This is a genomic window from Diplocloster agilis (assembly GCF_019042275.1).
Lineage (GTDB): Bacteria > Bacillota > Clostridia > Lachnospirales > Lachnospiraceae > Diplocloster > Diplocloster agilis.
The window spans coordinates 1-22,103 of record NZ_JAHQCW010000029.1 but is presented as its reverse complement, the minus strand read 5'-3'; the positions used below and the strand labels follow the sequence as shown (position 1 = coordinate 22,103).

Here is a 22,103-nt window from a genome sequence, read left to right as displayed (position 1 = left end):
GTATTCAAGTCTTTATGGATAAATCTTCATGGAATCTTCAAAATTGTCCGGTATTCTGTGGCTATCAACCACAAGAAAGGATTTTGATACCATGGATATGATTTTAGAAACCGCGGATCTCTGCAAGAGTTTCAAAAGCCAGATAGCCGTGAACAAAGTATCGCTTCACATCAAAAAAAATTCCGTCTACGGTCTGCTTGGCCCGAACGGGGCGGGAAAGTCTACCATTTTGAAAATGGTCACAGGAATTATGCACCCCACCTCCGGGCGCATTGTATTTAACGGTCACTCATGGAGCCGGGGGGATCTGAAAGAGATCGGCGCCCTCATTGAAACCCCGCCGCTGTATGAGAATTTGACCGCGCACGAAAATTTGAAGGCAAGAACGCTGGCGTTAGGTCTTGCGTCCTCCCGCATTGATGAAGTACTGGAAGTTGTGCATCTTAGGAATACAGGAAAAAAGAAAGCCGGGCATTTTTCCCTGGGCATGAAACAGCGGCTTGGTATCGCCCTTGCTTTGCTATCGAACCCGAAGCTGCTGATCCTGGATGAACCGACCAATGGGTTGGACCCTATCGGGATTCAGGATCTGCGCGGGCTGATCCGCTCTTTCCCGGCGCAGGGGATCACAGTAATCCTGTCCAGCCATATCTTGTCCGAGGTGGAACAGACCGCCGATGATATCGGCATTATTTCTAATGGGAAACTGGGCTATGAAAGCGAAATAAATAAAGATACCGATTTGGAACGCATTTTTATGAAGGCCGTGGCGGGGCCGGTAAGGGGGAATGACTGATGTCCGGTATCATCCAATCCGAATTACTGAAAATGCGTCATACATTTTCCATGAAGCTGGTTTTTACGGCCCCTCTGACTGCGGCACTGCTGGGATATCTGTTAAGCGGCAGCTTTGCACAGCTTTCCACCTATAACTGGTGGTACACCATCCTCCTGCCGGTGGTCGTTGCGATGTGGGCGGCCGGCATGATCGTCCGCGAAAAAAATACCGGCATGCAGAATGTAGTCTGCCTCCCGGTTCGATTTGATAAAATATGGCTGGGAAAGACACTTACCCTGGCCATCATGCTCTTTGGTATGCATCTGCTTCTTTGGCTTATCACCACGGTTATGGGACTTCTCGCGGGAACGGCGGTGTCACCGCCGGATGGCCTCATTGGCTGCATGCTTCTTTTCCTGACCTATTTATGGCAGATCCCTTTTATCATGCTGTTGGCTGGTTTTATGGGATACCTTCCGGCCGTATTTGGAGCAGCCGCGGCCAGTGTGCTTTTGTCTGCTTTCGGTACGGAAAAAGCCTGGTTCCTGCTGAACCCCTATGCGATCCCTGCCCGCATCGTATGTCCGTTCTTCAAGATACACCATAACGGTCTCCCGCTTAATAATAGCTCTCCTTTGCTCTTTAAAGGCCCTGTATTACCGGCTCTGGCAGTCAGCCTCTTGCTGGCGCTGCTGGTTTACCTTTGCAGTTCCAAACTGTTTCGAAAAGGAGGCGGAGGATGTGCATGAGTATTTCCGTTATTTCAGAAGCGACCTTTATAAACTGAGGCATTCCTGGTTCTTTCCGGTACATTTTATTTTTCCAGTCTGCGGCGCGGTCCTCATGCTGCTCTACGCGAAGATCTCCAATAGCAAAGATCTGTACAAACTGGCAGCCTTTTTGCAGATCATCGCCCTGGCTTATCCTTTTGTCGTTTCGGTTGTATGCCAGATGACCGCGGAGCAGGAAAAGCATGCCGGACATTCGCAGAATATGCTGACTCTGCCCAGCCGCGGAAAGGCTATCTTTTCAAAATTTACCGTTTTGATTTCGTCCGGTCTGCTATCCACAGCTCTGAGCACCGTGCTGTTTGGGAACCTATTTCCCTTACTTACAGGGGCACGGCTTCCGTCGGAATTTTTCATTACCGTCCCCGCCGTCCTATGGAGCAGCAATCTCCTTTTATATGGGCTGCATCTGATCCTGGCCTTTCGCTTTGGACCAAATCTTGGAATCAGTGTCGGCGTGGTTGGAAGTCTATTGTCCGCTCTGCTCCAGACCGGATTGGGGACCGGTGTTTGGTATCTGATCCCTTATGGACTGGGCATCCGGTTTGCAGAAAGCACTTTAACTAAGATGTTCCAGCTGCCGGCGGGAAGCAGTTTCGAACTACATATCGGGATTATTTTCTGTATTTCTGCTACCTGTGTTATGATAGGTATCATGATGCTTTGGTTTTTCCGCTACAGCGGTACAAGCACAGATTAAAGGCCGGAGGTAATTACCAATATTATAGACGGGGGTGGAACAATGGCACGTATTCTGGTAGTGGACGATGATCAGGCTATGCTTCAGCTGATCCGGCGGGTGTTGGAAAAGGACCGGCATCTGGTGAAGCTGGTCTTTGATGCAAACACTGTGCCTGACATGGATTTTTCTAAATATGATCTGATCCTGTTGGATATTATGATGCCCGGACTGGACGGATTTGAGCTTTGCCGCAGGATTCGTTCCCGTGCGGATTGTCCTATTATCTTTTTAACGGCAAAAACACAGGAAAATGATATCGTGCGGGGCCTGGGCCTTGGAGCTGACGATTATATGAGCAAGTCGTTTGGCACAGCAGAACTCCGTGCCAGAGTAAACGCCCACCTGCGGCGTGATACAAGGGAAAAGAAAAATGCCTTTACCGTTTCCGGCATTGTGTTTCAGCTCAATGCCAAAGAAGCAGAGGCGCAGGGTAAAAAGCTGCTGTTCACTAAAAGCGAATACGAAATATGCGAATATCTTGCGCTCCACCACGGGCAGACCTTCACAAGGGAGCAGATTTACGAAGCTGTTTTCGGTTTTGACGGCGAAAGCGACAGCAGCGTGATTTCTACTCATATTAAAAATATTCGGGGAAAACTGGCTGCCTGCAATATGGCTCCGATCGAAACGGTATGGGGGGTGGGTTATAAATGGGTGTAAAAAAGCTGCATTCGGTATTTATGCGTTATGTTCTGCTTCTTGCTCTGGCGGTCCTGCTTGTGATCGGCGTCAATGTGGCGGTTTATCTCTTTGGTGTGGAAACAGGCGCAGTGGTTCCCTTGAACCGGATCAGCGCCGCAATAGAAAGCTCAAAAGATATGCTGCAATCCACCCGGCAGATCCTTCCCTCCGATATTCCGCTTCTCTGCGATTATGCCTTATTCACAGCCGACGGACAGCGTTTGAGCGGTTCGATTGAACCGGAGGACAACAGCTTTCTTTGGAAAATCTGCATGGAAAACGGGCAGACCGGCGATCCCCCGTACCTTTACTCTGTTATCAATCGGGAACTTCATGGTGAAATCTTGATTTTGAGATACCGCACGGCGGCACAATTCAGCAATCCCTCCCTGCGAAGCATCTTCCCGCTTGCAGATTTAGTCCTGATTGCCGTGATTTTTCTGGAAATCCTGTTTATCCTGGTCGCCGTCTCTTTTATGTTTGGAAAATATCTCAGCAAAAGGATTGATAAACTACTGGCTGCCGTACAAAAAATTGAGCAGCAGGATTTGGATTTTGAAATCGAAAAAAGCAAGCTGTTTGAAATTGACCGGGCGTTGGACGCACTCGATCATATGAAGCTTGCCCTGAAGCGCTCACTCATGAAGCAATGGCAGGCCGACAAGGCGCGCCAGGACCAGCTCTCTGCGCTGGCGCATGATTTGAAAACGCCTCTCACCATCATTCGCGGCAATGCGGAATTGCTGTTGGACGCCCCCCTTTCCGCCGAACAAAAGGAATGTGCGGACTATATTGAAAGCAGCTCCTTGCAGATGCAGAGTTATGTGCAAACCCTGATCGAAGTCACAAAGTCAACTGACAGTGAACCGCTTTGTATCCGGCAGGTTTTCGTTGACCGCTTTTTGCAGGAGCTCAAGAATCAAATTGACGGGTTGTGCATGATGAATCATATCACGCTGCATTGGGATTGCGGGCGGCATCCCCGGTCTATCACGGCAAATCACGATTTATTGATGAGGGCGCTGGTCAATGTACTCTCAAATGCGGTAGAACATACGCCGCGGGGCGAAACTGTCCGCCTGGAGACAAAAGAAGAAAATGAAAACCTCGTTTTTGTTATCACAGACAGCGGAAATGGATTTACCCGTCAGGCGTTAAAGCACGCAACGGAACAGTTTTTTATGGATGATGGCAGCCGGAGCACCCAGTCCCATTATGGGATCGGCCTGTATGTAGCCGCTTGTATTGTTCAGAAACACCATGGGCAACTTATTTTAGAGAATTCAGAGCTTACGGGCGGCGCCATGGTAACGATACAAATTCCTTGTGTTTCGTGATTTATCTAATATCCAATTCCATTCCAAAAAGACAGAAAAATCAGCACACATCCCTATGCATTACCGGTGTAACGGTCAGACATGACAAGTTTTAAATTATTAATTTACACCAAATTATAATGTGTGGATAAAAGCTGGCTGCTTTCCCGTAATTCACGGGTAAAATGATTAGGGAGATATAACTGCGGCTTGTTCTTCAGTTTAACAGCACCGGAAACCGCCAACATTTCTGCTACAAACTGGGAACAGAAATAGTGCTTTTTCCATTTAAACGGTATTCTTAATGCGCAGAAAGCCACGCCTATTCTTGTGTATTGATATTCTGTCCTATGAGATTTGAATTGTTCAATGTTCTTTTTCATTTCTTCATAGGTTTCGTCAGAAACACTTAACTGGTAACTTAAACTTTTTTTTACTCCACGATGGCGATGCTTTTCTAATGTCTCCACACAAAATCCACGGTAATTAAAGCTGTAATATGTATTCTCATATTCGTCCAACGACAACGATGCATGGGTATAGCCGTGGCCTCCAATATGATAAACAAGTGTGGAAATCCAATCCGAATATTTTGTTAGTAAAACCGTAATCGTCCTCATGCTATCTCACCCCCGTAATCGATACTCCAATTCCAAGATTGGGAGACTGTAATGCAACAAAGGTATCCATACAAAAAGCAATGACCAGAAAAGTAACAAGAATTACTTTTATTTGAGGTCGGATACGCACGATCCGGGAACGCATCCACGGTTCTATGATATAGACGGCAATCATGCCAGCCAAACCAAAAAGCAGCAGTCCTCCAACATAAATACGCCCATTAAGATTCAGAAACTTTGTACTGTAATCCCACCACCGAGCATGAAAAATCAATTCCAGAGCAAAGGAGGTGACATATTCTAAAAGACCACAGACCACAACATTCCCTAAGAAAAGCACAGCAGGCCGTTTTTTCAATTTCTGCCCAAGTAAAACGAGTAATACAAAACCAAAGCCGTAAATAGGCACCCAAGGGCCGTGCAAAACACCACGTAGATTCAAGATAATCTCAACCCAAGTAAAATTACTATGTGAGCTTTTGAAAGCAATTATTTCCAAAAACCAACCAATCATACTTCCGGTAAAAAATAAGATTATCAAATAACAAATATTGTTGTTAATCTTTTTCATTTTATTTTCCTCTTTCTCTATTTGATCTGAGAAAAGGATAACATTTCAATATTTGAGTTTTGCTTATATTCTGTTTATGTATTATTAATTGGCTATTGTACGCAAAAAAAGACAGTCGGTTCGCACCGACTGTCCAAGGCTTATGTCTCACTGTCAGTAATGAATCACCACATTAAGCGCTTCATTGACACAGGATGCTTTTTCAATCGCCTTCGGCAAATCCTCCCATGAAAAATCATGTGTGATGATACTTTCTATGTCCCACTTATGGCTGACCATCATTGTAATCACGTCATCCACATCCACCGGAAAATAGCCGCCGGAACCGATGAGTGCGTGTTGTGCAAAGGTCATATTCAAAATATCCACCAGGCGCTTTCCAGCCAAAACGGCAACCACAACCATGCGGCTCTCGAACTTCCCCATAGATTGATACAGTTCCAGGATCGATTCGGCGCCCGCCGCATCAATATAAATATCCACATCAGCGGTGGCTCCCGTCAAACAGGGAGCCTCTCCAAAATACGCTTTTGCTGTTTCCCGCAAGTCCTCTGTCCCATTATTGCAGACGGTAAAACCCAATGCCTTTGCTTTTTCAAGGCGGAAATCCGAATAGTCACAGACCATCACCTGACTGCATCCGAAGCTTTTAAGCGCAATAGCTGCGGCAATACCAATGGTTCCCGCACCAAAAACAACAGCACTTTCACCGCTTTTCGGTTCCGAGCGCCGTGCCGCGCGCCAGCCCACAGTAAAAGGCTCAATCAGGCAGGCCGTTTTAGAGGAAATCTGATCCGGTATATCGTAAACCTGTTTATTCAATTTTGCATTTGGAATCAACACATACTCCGAGAAACCGCCTACCGTACCCGCGCGCTTTGTATCGCCTTTTGCAAGGCGGGGGTAGGGATATACCCGATCCCCCAAATGAAGCCCTTTTACATTCTTGCCGACTTCCACTACCTCTGACACCATTTCATGCCCAAATTCACCGCCCAGTGTCACACGATGTCCGGTGTTAGGGCCGTGCTGGTACACTGCCACATCCGTTCCGCAGATGCTGGAAAAGATATTGCGTACAACAATATCATTATCACCCGCAACAGGGGTTGGAAGCTCCGATAATAAAATGTTTTTTTGACCATTATAAATTGCAGCTCTCATAAATCGTCCTTTCCATGTATTCACTCTTTGTATCTATCACACATCATTCTTTTTCAAAGCAACCACACTCAAAACAGAGCATACGGAAAGTGGATTGCTTCAAACGCCCATGCGACACCTATTACCAATCCACCCGTTTTGGTAAAGAAATTTATTGACACCCTTTCTCCTGTTTTATTTTTGCTTAGAATATTGTCGATACTCTAGTAATCAGTCTTGTGTTTACGATGTACCAGAAGCGCTATGCCTGCAGCGATCAATGCGCCTGCGGCAGCAATAGAAATCATCACTTTATTCATCTATATCTCCGTCCTTTCTTAATTTGTCAGTGCCGTCCAAAAGGCCATTTGCTTTTTCACATACCGCGTAAAGTTCATCGTACTTTTGGTCAATCAGCGGTGTAACCTGCGATGCTTTTTTCTTCATAATGCCCCGGTAGAGGAAATAGGGAAGCACCCAACCTGTAAAAGCGGGAATAGCAAGGATAATGCATGGAATGAGCATATTGGCGGTAATGGAAAACACGGAGCCTGCCATAAAAGCTGTACCAATAATCCCCACAGCATAAGCTACCACAGAGGCCATAATATATTTGGAGGATTCCAGCGTTAAAATTTCCGATACGCATGAATCGAAATTGCGTTGAAGTCTTGTAAGTTCCGCCTTGTTGCGGATTTTACGGTCACGCTTAAACTTCATAGAAATAGAATCCATTTTACCTGGCTGCTCTGTCGTACCATCCATCTGCCAGCCAAAATTACTATATCCATCAGCATATACGGAGGCCATGCTGCGTTTGACAGATACCTCCTGATATTCATAACCGATAAAACTGTTTTCTTGCATAATTTTGCCCTCCTTATTGGTGCATCAGGCTGTCGCTCAGCCGCATAATTTCAAATGCATATTTCTTTTTACGGCTGGCTGTAATCAGGGCATAAATCGGAATTGCCAGCAGTGCCACAATTAGGCCGGGGATGCTTAAAGCCAGCCCCATTGTCATGTTGCCCCATACCATGACTAGTGCCATTCCTGCCCCCATGACCAAGGCGCCAATGATACCGAGGATGCCGGCAATTACCTTACCCGGTGCTTTCACTTTGTTATCCAGTTTTTGGAGCTGTTCCATTTTGTTGTCCTCACGGGAAATGTACTGGCGGCGGATGCTTTCCGCTTTCTTTTGATCCTGCTCGTTTGCGTTAAAGTTACTCATAATTTTATTCTCCTTTTTTTGATTTTTTATCTCTGACTATGCCTTTAGTATATCTGGCTTTTGTTTCGGTATTGCTTGAGTATTGTTTGCATAATATTAATCTGAAATAAAAAAAGCACCGACACTCCAATCGGAGCATCGGCACATCTATCAAGCATTTTCATAAAAGAGAATGTCCTTTCTCACATATTTCGTATATTTCCTCCCGCTTTGCTTCGATGAGAGGGAACACTTTTTTCGTCCGTTTCCGGATCATGAAACGGTATAGAAAATAAGGAAGCAGCCACCCTGCAAAACCAGGCACGGCAAGCACGGCACACAGCCATATAACGGGCGGTTCATGTGTTACGGCAAAGGTGGAACCAGCCATAAATCCAGTGCCAATCACTCCAACAACGAGCGCACACACAGCCGCAGTGGAAGTCTTAGATTTTTCCAGAGTTTCTATCTCGTTTGCACAAGCCTCAAAATGTTTCTGCAAGCGTGTCAGCTCCACTCTGTTTATGAGCTTCCGATCTCGCTTCATCTGTACCGTTATCTGAGAATTTCCACTTTCATTTGCTACATTTTCATCGGTGAACCAGCCGAAGTTTTTGTAACAGTCCAGATACATAGACACCGCATTTTTATTTACCGTAATTTTTTTATATTCATATCCGACAAAGGGTTTTTTTCCTTTTTCAACCTGCATGATTCTTCATCAAACCTCCTTGCGATAGGATACCGGCAATCGGACAGTAAAGGTCGAGCCTTTCCCCTCTGTGCTGTCTACTGTGATACTGCCATCAGATAACTGTAAAATACGCTGAACAAGAGCAAGGCCAAGACCGTTGCCCTCCGTAGAGTGGGAGGTATCTCCCTGATAAAACTTATCAAAAATATGGCGCAGGGTTTCCTCATCTATGCCACATCCGGTATCTTTTATAGATATCATAACTTCCTCCGGCTCTGAGGTTTGGAGCAGCGTAATGGTTCCTCCCTTTGGAGTAAATTTAAGTGCGTTGGAGAGCAGATTCGTCCATACTAAATCCATCAGTTCCGCATCCGCTTCTATTTTGGCGCAATCTTCTATTTCTGCTATAAATTCTATCCCTTTATCCTCCCACATATCCTCAAATTGGAGGGCGCAGGAGCAAAGCTGTTCGCAGACATCATAAATTTGTGGCTGCGGCTGTATTGCCTGCTTTTCCAGCTTGTTCAGCTTCAGCATATTTGTAATGAGATTAGAAAGCCGCTTTGTCGCATGGCGGATTGTTTCTGCATATTCCTTGCGCTGTTCATCTGTCAGGCTGTCTTTTTGCAGGAGCTCTGCATTATTCTGGATTACCGCAAGGGGAGTTTTTATTTCATGCGACACATTCGAGAAAAAATCCGTTTTCAGTGTTTCAATACTTCCCAGTTCTTCCACCATTTTATCAAAATCCGCAAATAGTACATCCAGATGCGTGGATTTATCGGCCGTGTGGTGCGGGGCAAGATAAACTGAGAAATCACCTGATGCCACTTTACGGGCAGCCTCCGAAAATTCCTCAATAGGTTTTTGATAATGCCTTGTAATCTGGATATTTGTCCACAGCGTAAAAGCTGCCGCTGATAAAAGCCAAACCACAAAAATAGCAATTTCATTTGATTTTGGTATATTGGTAGCATCAATAGACTTTCCCAATATTTTCATTTGAATGGTAGTAAACACAGCAAAAGCGAAGAAAACGGAAATAAAGGTTGAAATCGGAAAGAGTTTTTTCTTCACACGCCGGTCTGCAAACTGTTTCTTTTCCCTCATAATAGTACCGCCTTATAACCAAGTCCGCGCACGGTTTTAATTTCAAAGCCATCACAGACAGAAAATTTATCCCGCAGCTTTGTGATGTAAACATCCACCGCTCTTAGGCTGGTTTCACTTTCCAGTCCCCAAAATTCATCCATAAGCTGGGCGCGGGAAAATGTCTTTTTGGGATAAGAGAGCAGCTTATATAAGATATTAAATTCCCTTGTAGTTACCATGATTTCCTCGCCGCCGACTTCCGCTGTCATGCCATCTGCATCCAGTTCCAGATTGCCCACCACCAGCCTGCGCTCCATTTCTATATTCGCCCGCCTTAAGAGCGCCCGCACTCGCATTTCCAGTTCAGCCAGTTCAATCGGCTTCACCATGTAATCATCAATGCCTAACTGAAAACCTTTCTGCTTGGAGGGTATATCATCCTTGGCAGACATGAATAAAATGGGGATGTTTTTATTGAGCTGCCGCACTGTCTGTGCAAACTCAAACCCATCAATTTCGGGCATCATAATATCCGATATAATAAGCTCGTATAAATTGTTATACATTTCATCATAAGCAGCCTCAGCGTCCAAAACGCCTTTTGCTTGAAAGCCGCAGTCATTTAAATAATTACAGACTGTTTGGTTCAGCTTACAGTCATCATCAACCACCAGAATGTGTATCATTCGTTTTTCTCCGTTTCCTGTTTTCGTTTTATTCTTTGGACACGCCACAACATGATGCAGCCAATCAAAGTTGCTGCTATTCCCATTAAAATCCCCATCAGCCCATTTGAGACAGACGGATCATAATCCGGCATAGTATCATGGGTAAAAGATAGTATGGCTGTCTGTGTCAATACAAGGCAGATCAGAGAGGAAGCCAGATTTATCATTCTGATTGCGTGGAACAGTAACGTATGGTTATGACGCTCCACGATAACCCCTCGAATGTTTAATCCAAGCTCTGTAAAGGCAAAGGCGGCAATCCCAAGTCCAATATATATGTCATAATGGCTGACCATTGGATGCCATAAAAGCCGGGTGGAATAAATCACATACAGCACACTCGCCACAATCAATATCATACCAGATAATTTGTAATATCGGTATTGCTTTTCCTGTGCATTTTCCTGAATCAAGCCTTTAAGCAGACAGATTTTTGCAACCACCATTCCAAATGTATAAAAAGCACTGACACAGGTAAAAAAAGACAGGGACATGATTCCCATGACTAATTTCCCCATACCTACAAAAAGATTTCCCATGCAGGATGCACCGGTAATGTGCAGAGACCAGCTTTTATTTTTCCCGACCTTTTCAATGACGAATTTATGGGTATCACGGATTGACCGTATCCTTTTTGGCATATATCCACCCCCAATCTGCCATTTTTTATATAACATATCAGATATTTGTTTGCCTCGTGTTTGAGTTTTGTTTCAAAATTATTAATTACAAAGTACCGTGAATGGTAAGATAGCTTCCCGCCATAAATAAATATGTGGCGTTGACCTCATTGTGATTTAGTTCAGCCGTTCTCCCTCCGTCCAGAAACAAAAAAGCCGAAACCCCTGATAAATCAAGGCTTTCGGCGTTGCTTACTGGCGTTCCCGAGGTGATTCGAACACCCGACCTACCGCTTAGGAGTGACCTCGAAACTCGGTTGTAGAGTCACTTCCTGTACCCGATAATCCCGTATTTTCAAGGCTTTTTCGCACTTTGAGTGTTAAGCTGTGTTATGGAATTACTGCTAATTTTACCCCGTTTTCGACCGTTTCATTAGATGGGAATTAGCAAGGGGGTCGGATTTAGGGAAACGGTTATATTCCCACAAGATGCCTTTATTTAATCGCTTGTACCTCGGTCTGTTACCGAGTTTTATTTATTTTACTCACTTCGCTAAATTGGAATTTGTCAATACCTATTACCATAAAGATATTTATTTGAAATTCTCTTTTGTGTTTCCAAATATTTTGTAACGTTTTCATCATAATCAGGATAATTATAACCAAGTGAATCTGCCACTTTTTTAGATATTTTTTTGAACAAACATAGACACAAATCAAACGATTTCCACATTTCTTCATACGAACTCATTGAATATGTATTTAGTAAGTTATCCCACAATTCTTTTGAAATATGCTTATCTAAAAATTTATAGTTTTTACCCAAACTGAAATTAAATCCTTTTTCAGTACCGACATACCAACTAATCATCCTAAGAAGCTCATGACGTAATACTTCATTCATATGGTCTATTGCAAATAGTATTTCACCACGAAGTAAGCCCTTGGATACATATGTTGCAACATTCCAAAATTCGTTACAACAGTCATCAAACTTTCTTTCTGTTGGACACTTAATGTAATAATCTTCATCTGTGGGAACTATTTCTGTTTTAATCATATTATCTTTATCTAACATGATTTTTACAAGTTTATCGCGAGTAAGATACTCCTCAAGCATTGAAACAGGTAACAAAGTTAAATCAATCTTTACACCATCATCAAAAAGCATTATATAAGAAAATCCTTTTTCTTCTGGAGGAAATAATTCCATATCTTCAGGTTTTTGCATCATAATTCTGTTACCAAAAACACTAAGCCAGTCATCGCTTTTCAAAAATTCTCCCATATCTATAACAAAAAAAGTAATATCATAATCTTGAAGATTGTCTTTTGGTATATTAACATTAGTGCGAGACCCCTCAAGAGTTACAATTCTAATTCTCTCATCTTGAAAAGCAAAATTCAAAACTAAATCGTATATTTCTTTTTCAGTCCTCATTTCATTCACCTCAATAAAATTATATCACAAAAAAAAGATTGATTCTAACTGTTCTTATAATTTGATAACCGCATCAAGGCAGAGCGTAAGTGCATATTCGTATGCATTACCGCCCCAGTTTCTTTCGTCGTATTTGTCAACATCTGCAAGACTGTCTGCGGTATAAAGTATCATACCCCAGGTTGCCCCTCTGAAATCAGCACAGGCCGCCAGAGCAGAACATTCCATTTCTACAACTGCACAGCCTTCACTTTTGCGATAAGCCACCTTTTCTTTGGTTTCACGGAAAAATCCATCCGTTGACCAGGTTATAACCTCCTGATATTTCATACTATGCTCAAGAATGGTTTCTTCAATTGCTTTTCTTGCCTTCTCGCTGATTTCCACAAATCGAGAAGGGGGCGCATAGTGATAAGATGTTCCCTCATCACGCAGAGCCTTGTTTGGTACGAGGAATGTACTTTCGGGGAACTTTTCCAGAGCACCGCAACTACCTGCCGAGATTACCTCTCTTACACCATAACCAATCAGCCAATCAAGTATCTGTGTGGCTGCTGCCGCACCAACGGGTGCTTGACAAAGCACAATGTCCTCACCCTTGTATTTGGTGATGTAAATGGGATAATGCTTCGTTGCACTCTCAAAAGTGGATACCTGTTTGGTATCACTTTTACTGGCATATTCATCTATGTAAGCACCAAGAAATGCGAACACACATTTCTTGGGTAAGTTCAAACCAAGATTTTCATGAGTGGGATTAAGAACTGCTGTCTGCTCTGTATCAAACTCCAAAATCGGTATTTCGTTTTTAATAATAGCCATACTATCTCTCCGTCAAATTCTTATTTAGCTAATTGATTATACCACATAAATATGAAAAATTCTACACATTAAAGCGAAAAGAAAACGGCAAGACCATTTTGTGATCTTGCCGTTATGCTTTGTATTTAGTTTCCAACACCGAGCAGGACTTTGAACTTCTGTAAGAAGTCAGGGTTCTGAACCATATAGTTAAGCATTGCTTCTTCGGTTATGCCTTGCGGCTCTTTCTTCGGCTCTACGGTCGCTCCATTGACCTCTGACGGGTTTTTCTTTTGGTAGAAGGTTTCTTCAAACCTTTGTGCATTGAGCCGTCTGTCCTCGTCTATGATGTGAGAATACACATCAGTAACCATCTTTACTTGTGCGTGACCGGAATCGCCCTGAACAGACTTTATATCACCGCCGTTGAGCTTCAACTTGTAGGTAATACTTGAATGTCGCAAGCTATGGAAAACTACGGGCGGTAGGTCGTTGTCTTTGATTAGTTTCTGCAAGGCACGGGTGATGATTTGGCTCTCCATCGGTCTGCCATTTGCATTACAGAATACGAGATTGAAATCTTGGAACTCGTCACCGAACAATTCCTTGTATTCCTGAATTTCCTGATAACGTTCTTTGAGCATTTCTGCCACCGTCTTAGGTAGGAATACTTTTCGGGTACTTGTCTTTGTTTTAGGCTCTTTGAGAACTAAGGCGGTGTTTGTCCTTGCAAAGAAAGCCGGAAACTTGAGTATGATCCCTTTCTCATTCAATTTCTCAAGTGCATCACGGTTTACTCGTTGAAGTTCTTTATTGACGAATATAAACGCCGTGCCGTTTGTTATGCTTGCATCGGAGATCTCAACACAGTCCCAAGTCAGTCCAAGCATTTCACCAACTCGCAAGGAACAAGAGAAAGCAAGGTTAATAGCAAGTCTTAATATATCGTCATCGCAAAGCTCAAGAGCCTTAAAGAGAGTGGGAACATCCCAAATATCACGAGCCTTGTGTTCCTCTTGTGGGAGCGTTGCATTGACACAAGGGTTCTTTGTCATCAGCTCCCATTTAACCGCCTGATTAAAAGCACTACGGAGCAGTTTGTGAACCTCTCGAACTGTGTGGCAAGACAGATACTCCGTATTCGGCTTGCGGTTGTTTACCACCCTCGATTTAACCTTGAGCAAGTTCTGATAATACTTTTCCATCATTCGGGTGTTCAGGTCGGAGAGCTTCACATCTCCTAAAATCGGGTTAATGTAATTGAAAATCAGGCTTCGTCTTGCTTCATAGGTAGACATTGCCCAAGTGTTCACTCCGTAAATCGAAGTGTAATCTTCAAGCAATTCCTTTACGGTCTTTGCTTCAGGAATAACAAGAGTACCTGACTCTTGTTGGAACTCGACTTCCGCTTTACGTCTTTTGGCTTCAGCGTTGGTCGCAAAGGTTTCCCATTTTTGTCGCTTATCGCCCTTGTCATCCGTGTAGGTATAAACGACAGAGAATTTGTTTTTTCTTTTTACTATGGATGCCATACTGCACTTCCTCCTTACTTCGTATTACTGTCAAGCCAAGCATCAAAGTCTGACTTGAGAACTCTAACCTCTCTACCGATACGCACACTACGAAACTGATTTGTCCTGATAAGTTTTGTAGCAGAAGAACGACAGATACCGAGAATAGCCATTATCTCCGAGAGGTTATAACTCTTTTTGCCTTTGGGAACGCCGTTCTTCTCATTGAGCTTCTGACAATTCTTCTCTATCATAGAAGTTCTCCTTTCCCTCGACTATCTTGTAGTGAGTTTGATTTTCAAGCCATTCATAGAAAGTGGCTTTGTCGATCAGCAACCTTTGGCTGCTGTATTCGGTCTTAACAGACCTGAAATGTAATCTGTGTATCAGTTCATAAGCGGTCGCTTCTCTGATACCCAAGAGCGATGCCATTGTCGGAACGGTCATAGTCCTTTTGAGTAGTTCCGTACCGGGCATTTCGCCGTTGACCTTCTTATAATGAAGTTGGTTTGCATACCATTTCTCGAAGCTCTCTATCATTACTCGCATTTTGCCTGCGACAAGCCGTGTTTCAAACTGTTCCTTATGAACAAGCCAATACGACTCTGTTTTGCATAAGCCGAGAGATCTGCCCATCTCCATTACAGACATACTTGTTTTGCTCATCATTGAACCTCCTTTTTCTGAGCCATATAGCCAAGCTGCTTTGCTTGGCTATATGGTACTCAAAATCGGAAGTTTTGTTAATGATGCGATTAGGTGTCATCGCATACTTGACAAGATTTACTCTTTTCATCAAGCCAAGCATCAAAACTCCTTTTTGAAATACGGATAATGCCACCGATACGGACCGTGCTGAAATAACCTTTTTTTACGATAGCGTATGCGGCGTTTCTACCTATACCGAGAATATCCTGAATTTCCGAAACGGTGTAGGTTCGCTTCTCATAGGAAGGGGGATGTGTCGTAGTCTGTCGATTTAAGTCGGCAACTTTATCTTCAAACATCTAAACCACCTCCACCATTGTTAGGTCGTTTGGTACGCTTCGTGATTAAGTAATCGTATCCGTAGCCAACCTGACACTTATCGCAAGGCTCTTTTTCGACCTGCAAAGGATCTACTCGTCTAAGAATGTTCTCCGGTACGCTGAAGAACTCTGCACGGCACTTCGGACAAAGGCTGAGAATATATCCCGTGCGGATAGGCTTTCTCTTTCTCATAAGTTGGAACTGATAACGGATACCGTCTTTGATTTTGGCGATCGTTTCGCCGTCCTCAATTCTTCCGATAAAAGAAATCAGTTCTTCTGCTTTGTCGATAGTTCTTATCTGCTCAAGCATTACCATTGACGGCTCGTTGAGTCCACAATCCGTTTCCAACGGAATATGAGAAGCAATATCTTCTCTTTTACGAACCGATGTAATAACTGCCACTACGACCGTAGGACTGCTACCGTTCAGTTTATTGGTCTGCACCACCAATATGGGGCGTACACCGCATTGAACTGAACCCTTCATTTTGCCGAGATCACAAGTGTAAATCTCGCCCCATTTGATTTTGGATAAATCTTTTTTCTGCATTTGTAATACCTCTCAATGATTTATTAGAAGGGATTACAATAATCAGTCCCTTCACTAATTCCCACTGAGAGCAGGCGTGTGGCAAGTCTATTTCAAAATATTTTTCAATTTTTTCAGAGCAACAGCAATCGACTGTGATACCGCTTGGTGTGATACACCTTCCTCCAGTGCTATTTCGTGTGTGCTTTTACCATCGAAAAAGTATTTAATCACTCGTTCCTTTTGCACCTCCTGAAGTGTTGCCAATGCAGAACGAACCTTCTGACAGGTTTCATTGCGCAGGAAGGTTTCTTCAAAATTATCTACAACAAGTTCCGGGTGGTGTGCTGTCAGCAATTCATCATCATAATCAAATGGTTCTATGCTCCTGACTCCCCGCATATAGTGCTTATTTTCGTTGTTAATAAACTTTGTACGAGCTTTTCCGAAAGCGAGATCAAGAACGATAAACGGTCTAAGAGAAGCTGTTTTTTCTGCGTATTTTTCGTTCAGTTCTTCTTCGGTTAGTCCGGTTATAATTGCCCACTTTTCCTCGCCTGTATATCCGGGATATTCGTATTTCAACTTGATAATTTTGCAATCCTTATCGAACTGCTCATCAAGTGTAAGGTTTGTGCTGTTATTCATTATCGTAATCTCCTTTGAATTTTGAATTTTTGGTTGACAACTCAAAATTCGGAGATCACGGGTATTCAGCTATGTAACAAAGCCAGTTGTTCAACATAAAAAGAGCTTCCTTTCTGATTTCTCAGCCGGAAGTTCCTCGCTGTTCAGTCATCTGCCGAAAACAAAAAGCCACCGGCAAGACAGAATTAGCCTGTGGCTATCTGTCCTGTCGGCAGCCTCTCATGTTTGCTTTTCGCAGGTCTGGATTAACTGACCGAAGTGTTATCAAAGCAAGTGACCTGATAAGGAATTACGCAGCCTGTTTCATCTCAACCTTACCGTCGTTTCGCCGTTATTCAGTTTTGAATTATTTAAGCGACGGGCGGCAACTGTATCGCCCAATCGTGCAGAGCTTTTGCCGCCTTTGCCCGTTCCGCAAGAAAAGCATAAAACTCATAGTTGTTGTAAGTGTATCTTATGGTTCTTTCATCGTCCCACTCAAAGCCGTCCGGCAGAGCAAGGACGATAGCTTTTTGCTCATTTTCTTCAAAAGTTATATAGAAGTCATTATCCTGCGTAACATATAAAGCCCTGACCGGTACTCTTGGATTTTCTGTTCTTTCTGTGCCGATCAAGCCTACAAACGCTTTTGCCGTTTCTTCGGAATCGACCATAGCTTCGCATAAAGAATAGAAGGGATGTCCTGAACAGCAGAACTTTGTTTTGTAGCCCTTAATGTTCAATTCTCGGATTAACGGAGCTATCACTTCGTCAATCTCAATATGTTCGTCGTGGAATCTGTCAATGTTCGACTCCGCCCAAATCTCATTCGTTTTCAAATCATAGTAAGCCATTTTTTCTACCTCACTCATATCGTACTTGCCCTACGGGAGCATATAAGTCTATTGTATCGTGCCTTCGACCTTTCTGCTTTCTGACTGAAACTGCTTTACAGTTCTTGCACTCATATTTGATTATTCCGTTTTCATTCCGGTATCCATAGTTTAGATGTCCGCAGTTTGCGCAAAACATAGGAACCGGAGTCCAAGTATCATATTTCAATTACATCACCTCATCAAGTTGCTTTGTACCTTTGCTGAGGTTTTGTAAAATCAGAGTATTAAGCTATTATCAAGTGGCAACTCTGCTTTTACCCTCAACAAACCACTTCCCGTTTTCTTCATCAAAGAGATAGGTTTCCTTACCGCAAATCATCACAGTATACCGAAGTCCCGTACCGCCGACTTTAGTAGAAGCAGCTCGACAGCATTGCTTCACACGGTCGATTTCGTAAACCTCGTCATTTTCAAACTTAATGGTTTCAGGTCGGCAAGTTCCATCAATCAAATGTCTTGCTCTTACCTCCACATATACTTTTCTGCGTTCTTCCATTGCCTAATTATCCTAACTCAACATTCCGGTCGGCATTGTGATTTCCGCCCTTTCAGGCGGCATCCTAAGATTTTGAAATAGGACACCGTTTTTAATGCTGTCCTTGCCGAACCTCTGTCGGATTGTTTCAATACACAAATCGAGCTTTTCCAATTTCTCAATTCTCTCCACATTCATAAACAAATCAATCTGTCGGGGCGTGTCCTGTGGCACCAAATTGATAGCCTGAATCGTGACAGAGCGAATTGGATTTTTCCAGTCGTATCTTTTCTCAAATAAGCTGAAAGCAGCCTTTGCAATGAGCATCGGGGACTGTGTAGGCATATCCAACTTCGTTTGCCATTGTTTTGAGAAAAGCGTGTTGTCCCGTATGTGAATAGCGACTCCATCCGCACACTTCTGATGGACACGGAGCTTGTGTCCGATGTCTTGGGTTAATTCGAGAAAAACGGGCCACACCTGCTCATTTTTCTCTAAATCTTTTACGGTGGTAATTCCGTGTCCTACACTTTTAATTGGCGAAACAAAATCAGTTTTGGTAACACGGGAGTGGTCATTACCGTTTGCATATTGCCACAAGGCGGTTCCGTTCTTACCGAGCTTCCGCTTCAAGAAATCGGGATCGGTCTTTGCTAAATCACCAATGGTCTTTATGCAGTAGCTATCTAATACACGCTGCGTTGCTCGACCTACACCGAGCAAATCCGCTGCGGGGAGTCCCCAAATCTTTTCCCTGAAGGTGTCCGGTGGGATTACTGTTACGGCATCAGGTTTTTTCATATCCGAGCCTAATTTGGCAAATATCTTATTGAAAGACACTCCGACAGAGATAGTCAAGCCGAGTTCAAACTTAATCGTTTCCCGTATCTCGTTTGCCACCTTTTCAGGTGAGCCAAAGATATGCTCTGTGCCGCTAATATCAAGCCAGCACTCGTCCATACCATACGGTTCCACTTGGTCTGTATATCGGCTGTAAACATTCCGTGCCAGTTTTGAATACTTAATGTATTCTTCGTAATGAGGAGGAACGACCACCAAATCTTTGCATTTTTGCTTTGCCTGCCATACGGCATCGCCTGTTTTCACATCAAAAGATTTTGCCGCATAGTTCTTTGCAAGGACAATGCCGTGTCGTTCTTCGACAGAACCGCAAACTGCAACCGGATATTTTCTTAAAGAAGGATCAAGCATACATTCGACGCTTGCATAAAAATTGTTCATATCACAATGCAATATGGAACGGTTCAACTTTTTTCGCCTCACTTCCTGAATTTTTTGCAAAACCACTTGACAAACGAAATGTCGTGTTGTAATATATAGACACGACACTAATGTCGTTTCTGTGTTTTAGATTATAGCACGCCACTAATGTCGTGTCAATATGAAATTACGAAATAAATGTCGTGTTTCAAAATTTTCAAATTTTAAGACGAAGGGGTATGATTATGAAATTCAACGAGAGACTTAAAGAATTGAGAGAAAAAAGCAAATTAACACAAGAGCAGCTCGCAAAGATTTCAGGTGTTTCCTCTCGTATGATACAGAGATATGAGTACGGAACATCTCGTCCTCGTTTAGATGCGGCAGAAAAGCTCGCAAAAGCTCTCAATGTAACAACAGATCAGCTTCTTGGAAATGGCGATATGCTTGTTGCACAAGCCGCAGAGAAATACGGCTCCAGAGGTGCAAAGCAGGCTCAGCAGCTCACCGAGGAAGTAACCGGCTTGTTTGCAGGCGGTGAAATGGCACAGGAAGATATGGATGTGATGATGAAAGCAATCCAGGATGCTTATTGGATTGCGAAAGAAAAAAATAAAAAATACACCCCAAAGAAATACCGTTCCGAAGAGTAAGTCCGTTTTATGGGACATATCTTTTGATAGGATTAGTGTAGGAAGGTAGTGTAGGAAGGTATGAAAGGGGTGAGAATCAATGTATGTTTGTAATTCCGAAATAGTGCAAAAGGCAAATCGGATTGTTGCTCAATGCGGCACCCGTGATCCAAAGCGCATTGCGAGAGAACTCGGAATAGAGGTAATGTATTTGCCGTTTTCCAAACAGCGAGGCGCATATAAGGTTATCATGCGAAATCGCTTTATGTTCATCAAAGACAATCTGCATCCGGTTATGGAGAACATTGTCCTGCTGCACGAACTCGGACACGACACGCTGCACAGAGAAGAAGCCACCCGGACAGGCGGCTTTGAAGAATTTAATATCTTTGAAATGCAGGACAACCGTATGGAATATGAAGCAAACATTTTTGCTTCTCAAGTTGCTTTACCCGACGATGATTTTCTTGAGCTGGCTGAGAGAGGTTACGACACTCAGCAGATTGCAAGAGCATTGAACTCGGATATAAACCTTGTGGCTTTGAAGGCGGATACGCTCATATCACAAGGATATAGGCTCAGACCGCAAGAACACTGTAATGACTTTCTCAAATACAATAGATAAGACCGCCTGCTCAAAAAGAGAGTAGACGGTCTTATTATCTTTTCACATATAATATAGTTTGTTATCGATTGATTGTGATATATTCTTTTACTTCGCAAGCATATTCTGCTTTAAGATCATCCAAACCAAGAAGATTTTGAGACGGCATATTGTCTAGTATTATTATATCAAGAATTTGAAATCTCAATTCAATTACATATTTAATGTTTGCCAATAATGTTTTATTAAATTGATCAACAAGAGCAGAAGAATTCTCATCATCATATAAATCAGAAAGATTTTCGTCAATTAGAGATGTGATTCCAGTTATATTCTCTTTTGCATCTTCTTCATTAGAATCTGTAATTATCGTATCATCCTGTAATGTTTCCAAAGAAGTAAGTAAAGCAGAAACAACCCAGTTGACTTCATTTACTTTTTCTTTTAGCTCTGACGCTTGCTCGTTCAAATTATCTGATGACAATATTCTTAATATATCATTCGTATCTTGTTTGAAATAATAGTAAAGCGAATAGATTACATCGGTATATTCGTAATTTTCAGAATTGTTTGATTCATTTTTTATGCTGCAAGCGCACAATGAATGCTCATGTACGGTAAGGAAGCAAGCAACCGAAAACAAGAGATAGACCGCCAGCACTACACTATTCCGAACCAAAGACCAAAAGATAAGCATTGTGGGAAAATCTAAACTTTTGGATTTTCCTACAATGCCAACTACGGCGGAATCCCTCCCACTCCTTATATCTTTCTGTATACATTGAATTTGTATTTAGTAAAATGCAGACAACACCCCGGATCAGCTTTTGGTTGGACAATTCCAACCAAACACCACAGCAAACAGCAGAAACTATTCTGAACGCCAAGAAGCCGGTATGATTGTTAACATATAAGAGGAAGAAAAATTTCTTTTAGGTACTTGCTTTCCTAAAGCTGATGTGATATAATAGTTTCATTCCAGAAAAGGAGTAAAAAAATATGCGGCAAGGTATTCTTAAATAAAACTATAATCAAATAGTGGGAACAAAGAATTATGATAGTCCCTTTCACGGGGGCTTGGTTTTTGTACCCAATTTAAGAATACTTTTGCCTTATCAATTTTGACATATCCCAAAAAACAGCAATCACAAATAGGTGTATGCTGTATATGTGTATGTCCGCAAATTATAATCCCCAGTGGTAAAAGTATTTTACTGCTGGGGATTTTTATGCCCTTTAGGGCTGTAAAAGGAGGACAATCACATGAAAATAATCAATATTGGAATTCTTGCCCATGTAGACGCTGGAAAGACGACCTTGACGGAGAGCCTGCTATATGCCAGCGGAGC

At 42.9% G+C, this 22,103-nt stretch carries 30 protein-coding genes; 8 read left to right on the top strand and 22 right to left on the bottom strand.

The features are described 5' to 3' along the window. The first annotated feature begins 91 nt into the window (after nt 1–91). The 5 genes from KTH89_RS16240 to KTH89_RS16220 are packed head-to-tail and all read left to right on the top strand — an operon-like array spanning nt 92 to nt 4,326. Nucleotides 92–796: a lantibiotic protection ABC transporter ATP-binding protein gene (locus KTH89_RS16240; RefSeq protein WP_238722425.1), complete on the top strand. Its 705-nt coding sequence runs from the start codon at nt 92–94 to the stop codon at nt 794–796. Next, nucleotides 796–1,527 carry a lantibiotic immunity ABC transporter MutE/EpiE family permease subunit gene (locus KTH89_RS16235; RefSeq protein ID WP_238722392.1) on the top strand — a complete coding sequence of 244 codons (732 nt, stop codon included), beginning with the start codon at nt 796–798 and terminating at the stop codon, nt 1,525–1,527. The genes KTH89_RS16240 and KTH89_RS16235 overlap by 1 nt, the downstream gene beginning before the upstream one ends. Further along, the gene (locus KTH89_RS16230; RefSeq protein WP_238722391.1) at nt 1,520–2,266 is read left to right on the top strand and encodes a lantibiotic immunity ABC transporter MutG family permease subunit; all 747 of its coding nucleotides are present in this window, start codon (nt 1,520–1,522) and stop codon (nt 2,264–2,266) included. Before KTH89_RS16235 ends, KTH89_RS16230 begins: the two co-directional genes overlap by 8 nt. Nucleotides 2,267–2,308: 42 nt before the next feature. Continuing rightward, on the top strand, nt 2,309–2,968 hold the full coding sequence (locus KTH89_RS16225; protein WP_158345281.1) for a response regulator transcription factor: 660 nt from the start codon (nt 2,309–2,311) through the stop codon (nt 2,966–2,968). Then, complete coding sequence (locus tag KTH89_RS16220; protein WP_238722390.1) at nt 2,959–4,326, top strand: sensor histidine kinase; 1,368 nt, start codon at nt 2,959–2,961, stop codon at nt 4,324–4,326. The genes KTH89_RS16225 and KTH89_RS16220 overlap by 10 nt, the downstream gene beginning before the upstream one ends. A 104-nt stretch (nt 4,327–4,430) precedes the next feature. Here KTH89_RS16220 and KTH89_RS16215 read toward each other — a convergent pair whose 3' ends face one another. From KTH89_RS16215 to dinB, 21 genes are all read right to left on the bottom strand, one after another. After that, the gene (locus tag KTH89_RS16215) at nt 4,431–4,925 is read right to left on the bottom strand and encodes a hypothetical protein (protein ID WP_158345277.1); all 495 of its coding nucleotides are present in this window, start codon (nt 4,923–4,925) and stop codon (nt 4,431–4,433) included. A 1-nt stretch (nt 4,926) separates the two neighbouring features. Continuing rightward, nucleotides 4,927–5,496: a putative ABC transporter permease gene (locus KTH89_RS16210; protein ID WP_158345275.1), complete on the bottom strand. Its 570-nt coding sequence runs from the start codon at nt 5,494–5,496 to the stop codon at nt 4,927–4,929. A 153-nt stretch (nt 5,497–5,649) separates the two neighbouring features. Then, nucleotides 5,650–6,660, bottom strand: coding sequence for a zinc-dependent alcohol dehydrogenase (locus KTH89_RS16205; protein WP_238722389.1), 1,011 nt, complete (start codon nt 6,658–6,660; stop codon nt 5,650–5,652). Between the two features lie 203 nt (nt 6,661–6,863). Then, nucleotides 6,864–6,959 (bottom strand): LPXTG cell wall anchor domain-containing protein, encoded by a 96-nt coding sequence (locus tag KTH89_RS16200; protein WP_158345271.1) that lies wholly within the window; start codon nt 6,957–6,959, stop codon nt 6,864–6,866. Then, entirely contained in the window at nt 6,952–7,506 is a 555-nt protein-coding gene (locus KTH89_RS16195) for a hypothetical protein (RefSeq protein ID WP_158345268.1), read from the bottom strand. Before KTH89_RS16195 ends, KTH89_RS16200 begins: the two co-directional genes overlap by 8 nt. A gap of 13 nt (nt 7,507–7,519) precedes the next feature. Continuing rightward, nucleotides 7,520–7,873: a hypothetical protein gene (locus KTH89_RS16190; RefSeq protein ID WP_238722388.1), complete on the bottom strand. Its 354-nt coding sequence runs from the start codon at nt 7,871–7,873 to the stop codon at nt 7,520–7,522. Nucleotides 7,874–8,033: 160 nt separating this feature from the next. After that, nucleotides 8,034–8,564: a hypothetical protein gene (locus KTH89_RS16185; protein WP_238722387.1), complete on the bottom strand. Its 531-nt coding sequence runs from the start codon at nt 8,562–8,564 to the stop codon at nt 8,034–8,036. 9 nt (nt 8,565–8,573) lie between these two features. After that, nucleotides 8,574–9,656 carry a HAMP domain-containing sensor histidine kinase gene (locus KTH89_RS16180; protein WP_238722386.1) on the bottom strand — a complete coding sequence of 361 codons (1,083 nt, stop codon included), beginning with the start codon at nt 9,654–9,656 and terminating at the stop codon, nt 8,574–8,576. Continuing rightward, nucleotides 9,653–10,324 carry a response regulator transcription factor gene (locus KTH89_RS16175; RefSeq protein WP_238722385.1) on the bottom strand — a complete coding sequence of 224 codons (672 nt, stop codon included), beginning with the start codon at nt 10,322–10,324 and terminating at the stop codon, nt 9,653–9,655. Before KTH89_RS16175 ends, KTH89_RS16180 begins: the two co-directional genes overlap by 4 nt. Continuing rightward, nucleotides 10,321–11,007, bottom strand: a complete 687-nt coding sequence (locus KTH89_RS16170) for a hypothetical protein (RefSeq protein ID WP_238722384.1) — start codon at nt 11,005–11,007, stop codon at nt 10,321–10,323. The genes KTH89_RS16175 and KTH89_RS16170 overlap by 4 nt, the downstream gene beginning before the upstream one ends. Nucleotides 11,008–11,554: 547 nt before the next feature. Beyond that, the gene (gene ant(6), locus KTH89_RS16165) at nt 11,555–12,427 is read right to left on the bottom strand and encodes an aminoglycoside 6-adenylyltransferase (RefSeq protein WP_002582178.1); all 873 of its coding nucleotides are present in this window, start codon (nt 12,425–12,427) and stop codon (nt 11,555–11,557) included. Between the two features lie 54 nt (nt 12,428–12,481). After that, a complete protein-coding gene (locus KTH89_RS16160; RefSeq protein WP_002582179.1) occupies nt 12,482–13,249 on the bottom strand; it encodes a nucleoside phosphorylase in 768 nt (255 codons plus the stop codon). Between the two features lie 125 nt (nt 13,250–13,374). Beyond that, nucleotides 13,375–14,760, bottom strand: coding sequence for a site-specific integrase (locus KTH89_RS16155; protein WP_238722383.1), 1,386 nt, complete (start codon nt 14,758–14,760; stop codon nt 13,375–13,377). Nucleotides 14,761–14,774: 14 nt separating this feature from the next. Continuing rightward, nucleotides 14,775–14,993 (bottom strand): helix-turn-helix domain-containing protein, encoded by a 219-nt coding sequence (locus KTH89_RS25240; protein WP_408639967.1) that lies wholly within the window; start codon nt 14,991–14,993, stop codon nt 14,775–14,777. Then, nucleotides 14,962–15,408, bottom strand: a complete 447-nt coding sequence (locus KTH89_RS16150; protein WP_238722382.1) for a helix-turn-helix domain-containing protein — start codon at nt 15,406–15,408, stop codon at nt 14,962–14,964. The genes KTH89_RS25240 and KTH89_RS16150 overlap by 32 nt, the downstream gene beginning before the upstream one ends. An 86-nt stretch (nt 15,409–15,494) precedes the next feature. Then, nucleotides 15,495–15,746 carry a helix-turn-helix domain-containing protein gene (locus KTH89_RS16145; RefSeq protein ID WP_238722381.1) on the bottom strand — a complete coding sequence of 84 codons (252 nt, stop codon included), beginning with the start codon at nt 15,744–15,746 and terminating at the stop codon, nt 15,495–15,497. After that, the gene (locus KTH89_RS16140) at nt 15,739–16,320 is read right to left on the bottom strand and encodes a type II toxin-antitoxin system PemK/MazF family toxin (protein ID WP_238722380.1); all 582 of its coding nucleotides are present in this window, start codon (nt 16,318–16,320) and stop codon (nt 15,739–15,741) included. Before KTH89_RS16140 ends, KTH89_RS16145 begins: the two co-directional genes overlap by 8 nt. A gap of 87 nt (nt 16,321–16,407) precedes the next feature. Next, nucleotides 16,408–16,947: an RNA polymerase sigma factor gene (locus KTH89_RS16135; protein WP_238722379.1), complete on the bottom strand. Its 540-nt coding sequence runs from the start codon at nt 16,945–16,947 to the stop codon at nt 16,408–16,410. Nucleotides 16,948–17,297: 350 nt separating this feature from the next. After that, on the bottom strand, nt 17,298–17,798 hold the full coding sequence (locus KTH89_RS16130; RefSeq protein WP_238722378.1) for a hypothetical protein: 501 nt from the start codon (nt 17,796–17,798) through the stop codon (nt 17,298–17,300). Between the two features lie 259 nt (nt 17,799–18,057). Continuing rightward, nucleotides 18,058–18,318 carry a hypothetical protein gene (locus KTH89_RS16125; protein ID WP_131779396.1) on the bottom strand — a complete coding sequence of 87 codons (261 nt, stop codon included), beginning with the start codon at nt 18,316–18,318 and terminating at the stop codon, nt 18,058–18,060. A gap of 12 nt (nt 18,319–18,330) precedes the next feature. After that, the gene (gene dinB, locus KTH89_RS16120) at nt 18,331–19,566 is read right to left on the bottom strand and encodes a DNA polymerase IV (protein ID WP_238722377.1); all 1,236 of its coding nucleotides are present in this window, start codon (nt 19,564–19,566) and stop codon (nt 18,331–18,333) included. 197 nt (nt 19,567–19,763) lie between these two features. On the opposite strand from dinB, the gene KTH89_RS16115 reads away from it, so the two are divergent. Beyond that, nucleotides 19,764–20,171: a helix-turn-helix domain-containing protein gene (locus KTH89_RS16115; RefSeq protein WP_238722376.1), complete on the top strand. Its 408-nt coding sequence runs from the start codon at nt 19,764–19,766 to the stop codon at nt 20,169–20,171. A 79-nt stretch (nt 20,172–20,250) separates the two neighbouring features. After that, nucleotides 20,251–20,775, top strand: coding sequence for an ImmA/IrrE family metallo-endopeptidase (locus KTH89_RS16110; RefSeq protein WP_238722375.1), 525 nt, complete (start codon nt 20,251–20,253; stop codon nt 20,773–20,775). Nucleotides 20,776–20,836: 61 nt separating this feature from the next. Here the strand turns inward: KTH89_RS16110 and KTH89_RS16105 are convergent, their stop codons facing one another. After that, entirely contained in the window at nt 20,837–21,415 is a 579-nt protein-coding gene (locus KTH89_RS16105) for a hypothetical protein (RefSeq protein ID WP_238722374.1), read from the bottom strand. A 602-nt stretch (nt 21,416–22,017) separates the two neighbouring features. Here KTH89_RS16105 and KTH89_RS16100 point away from each other — a divergent pair. Beyond that, nucleotides 22,018–22,103: GTP-binding protein (locus KTH89_RS16100; RefSeq protein ID WP_330656708.1), on the top strand; the 86-nt coding region annotated here is incomplete at its 3' end.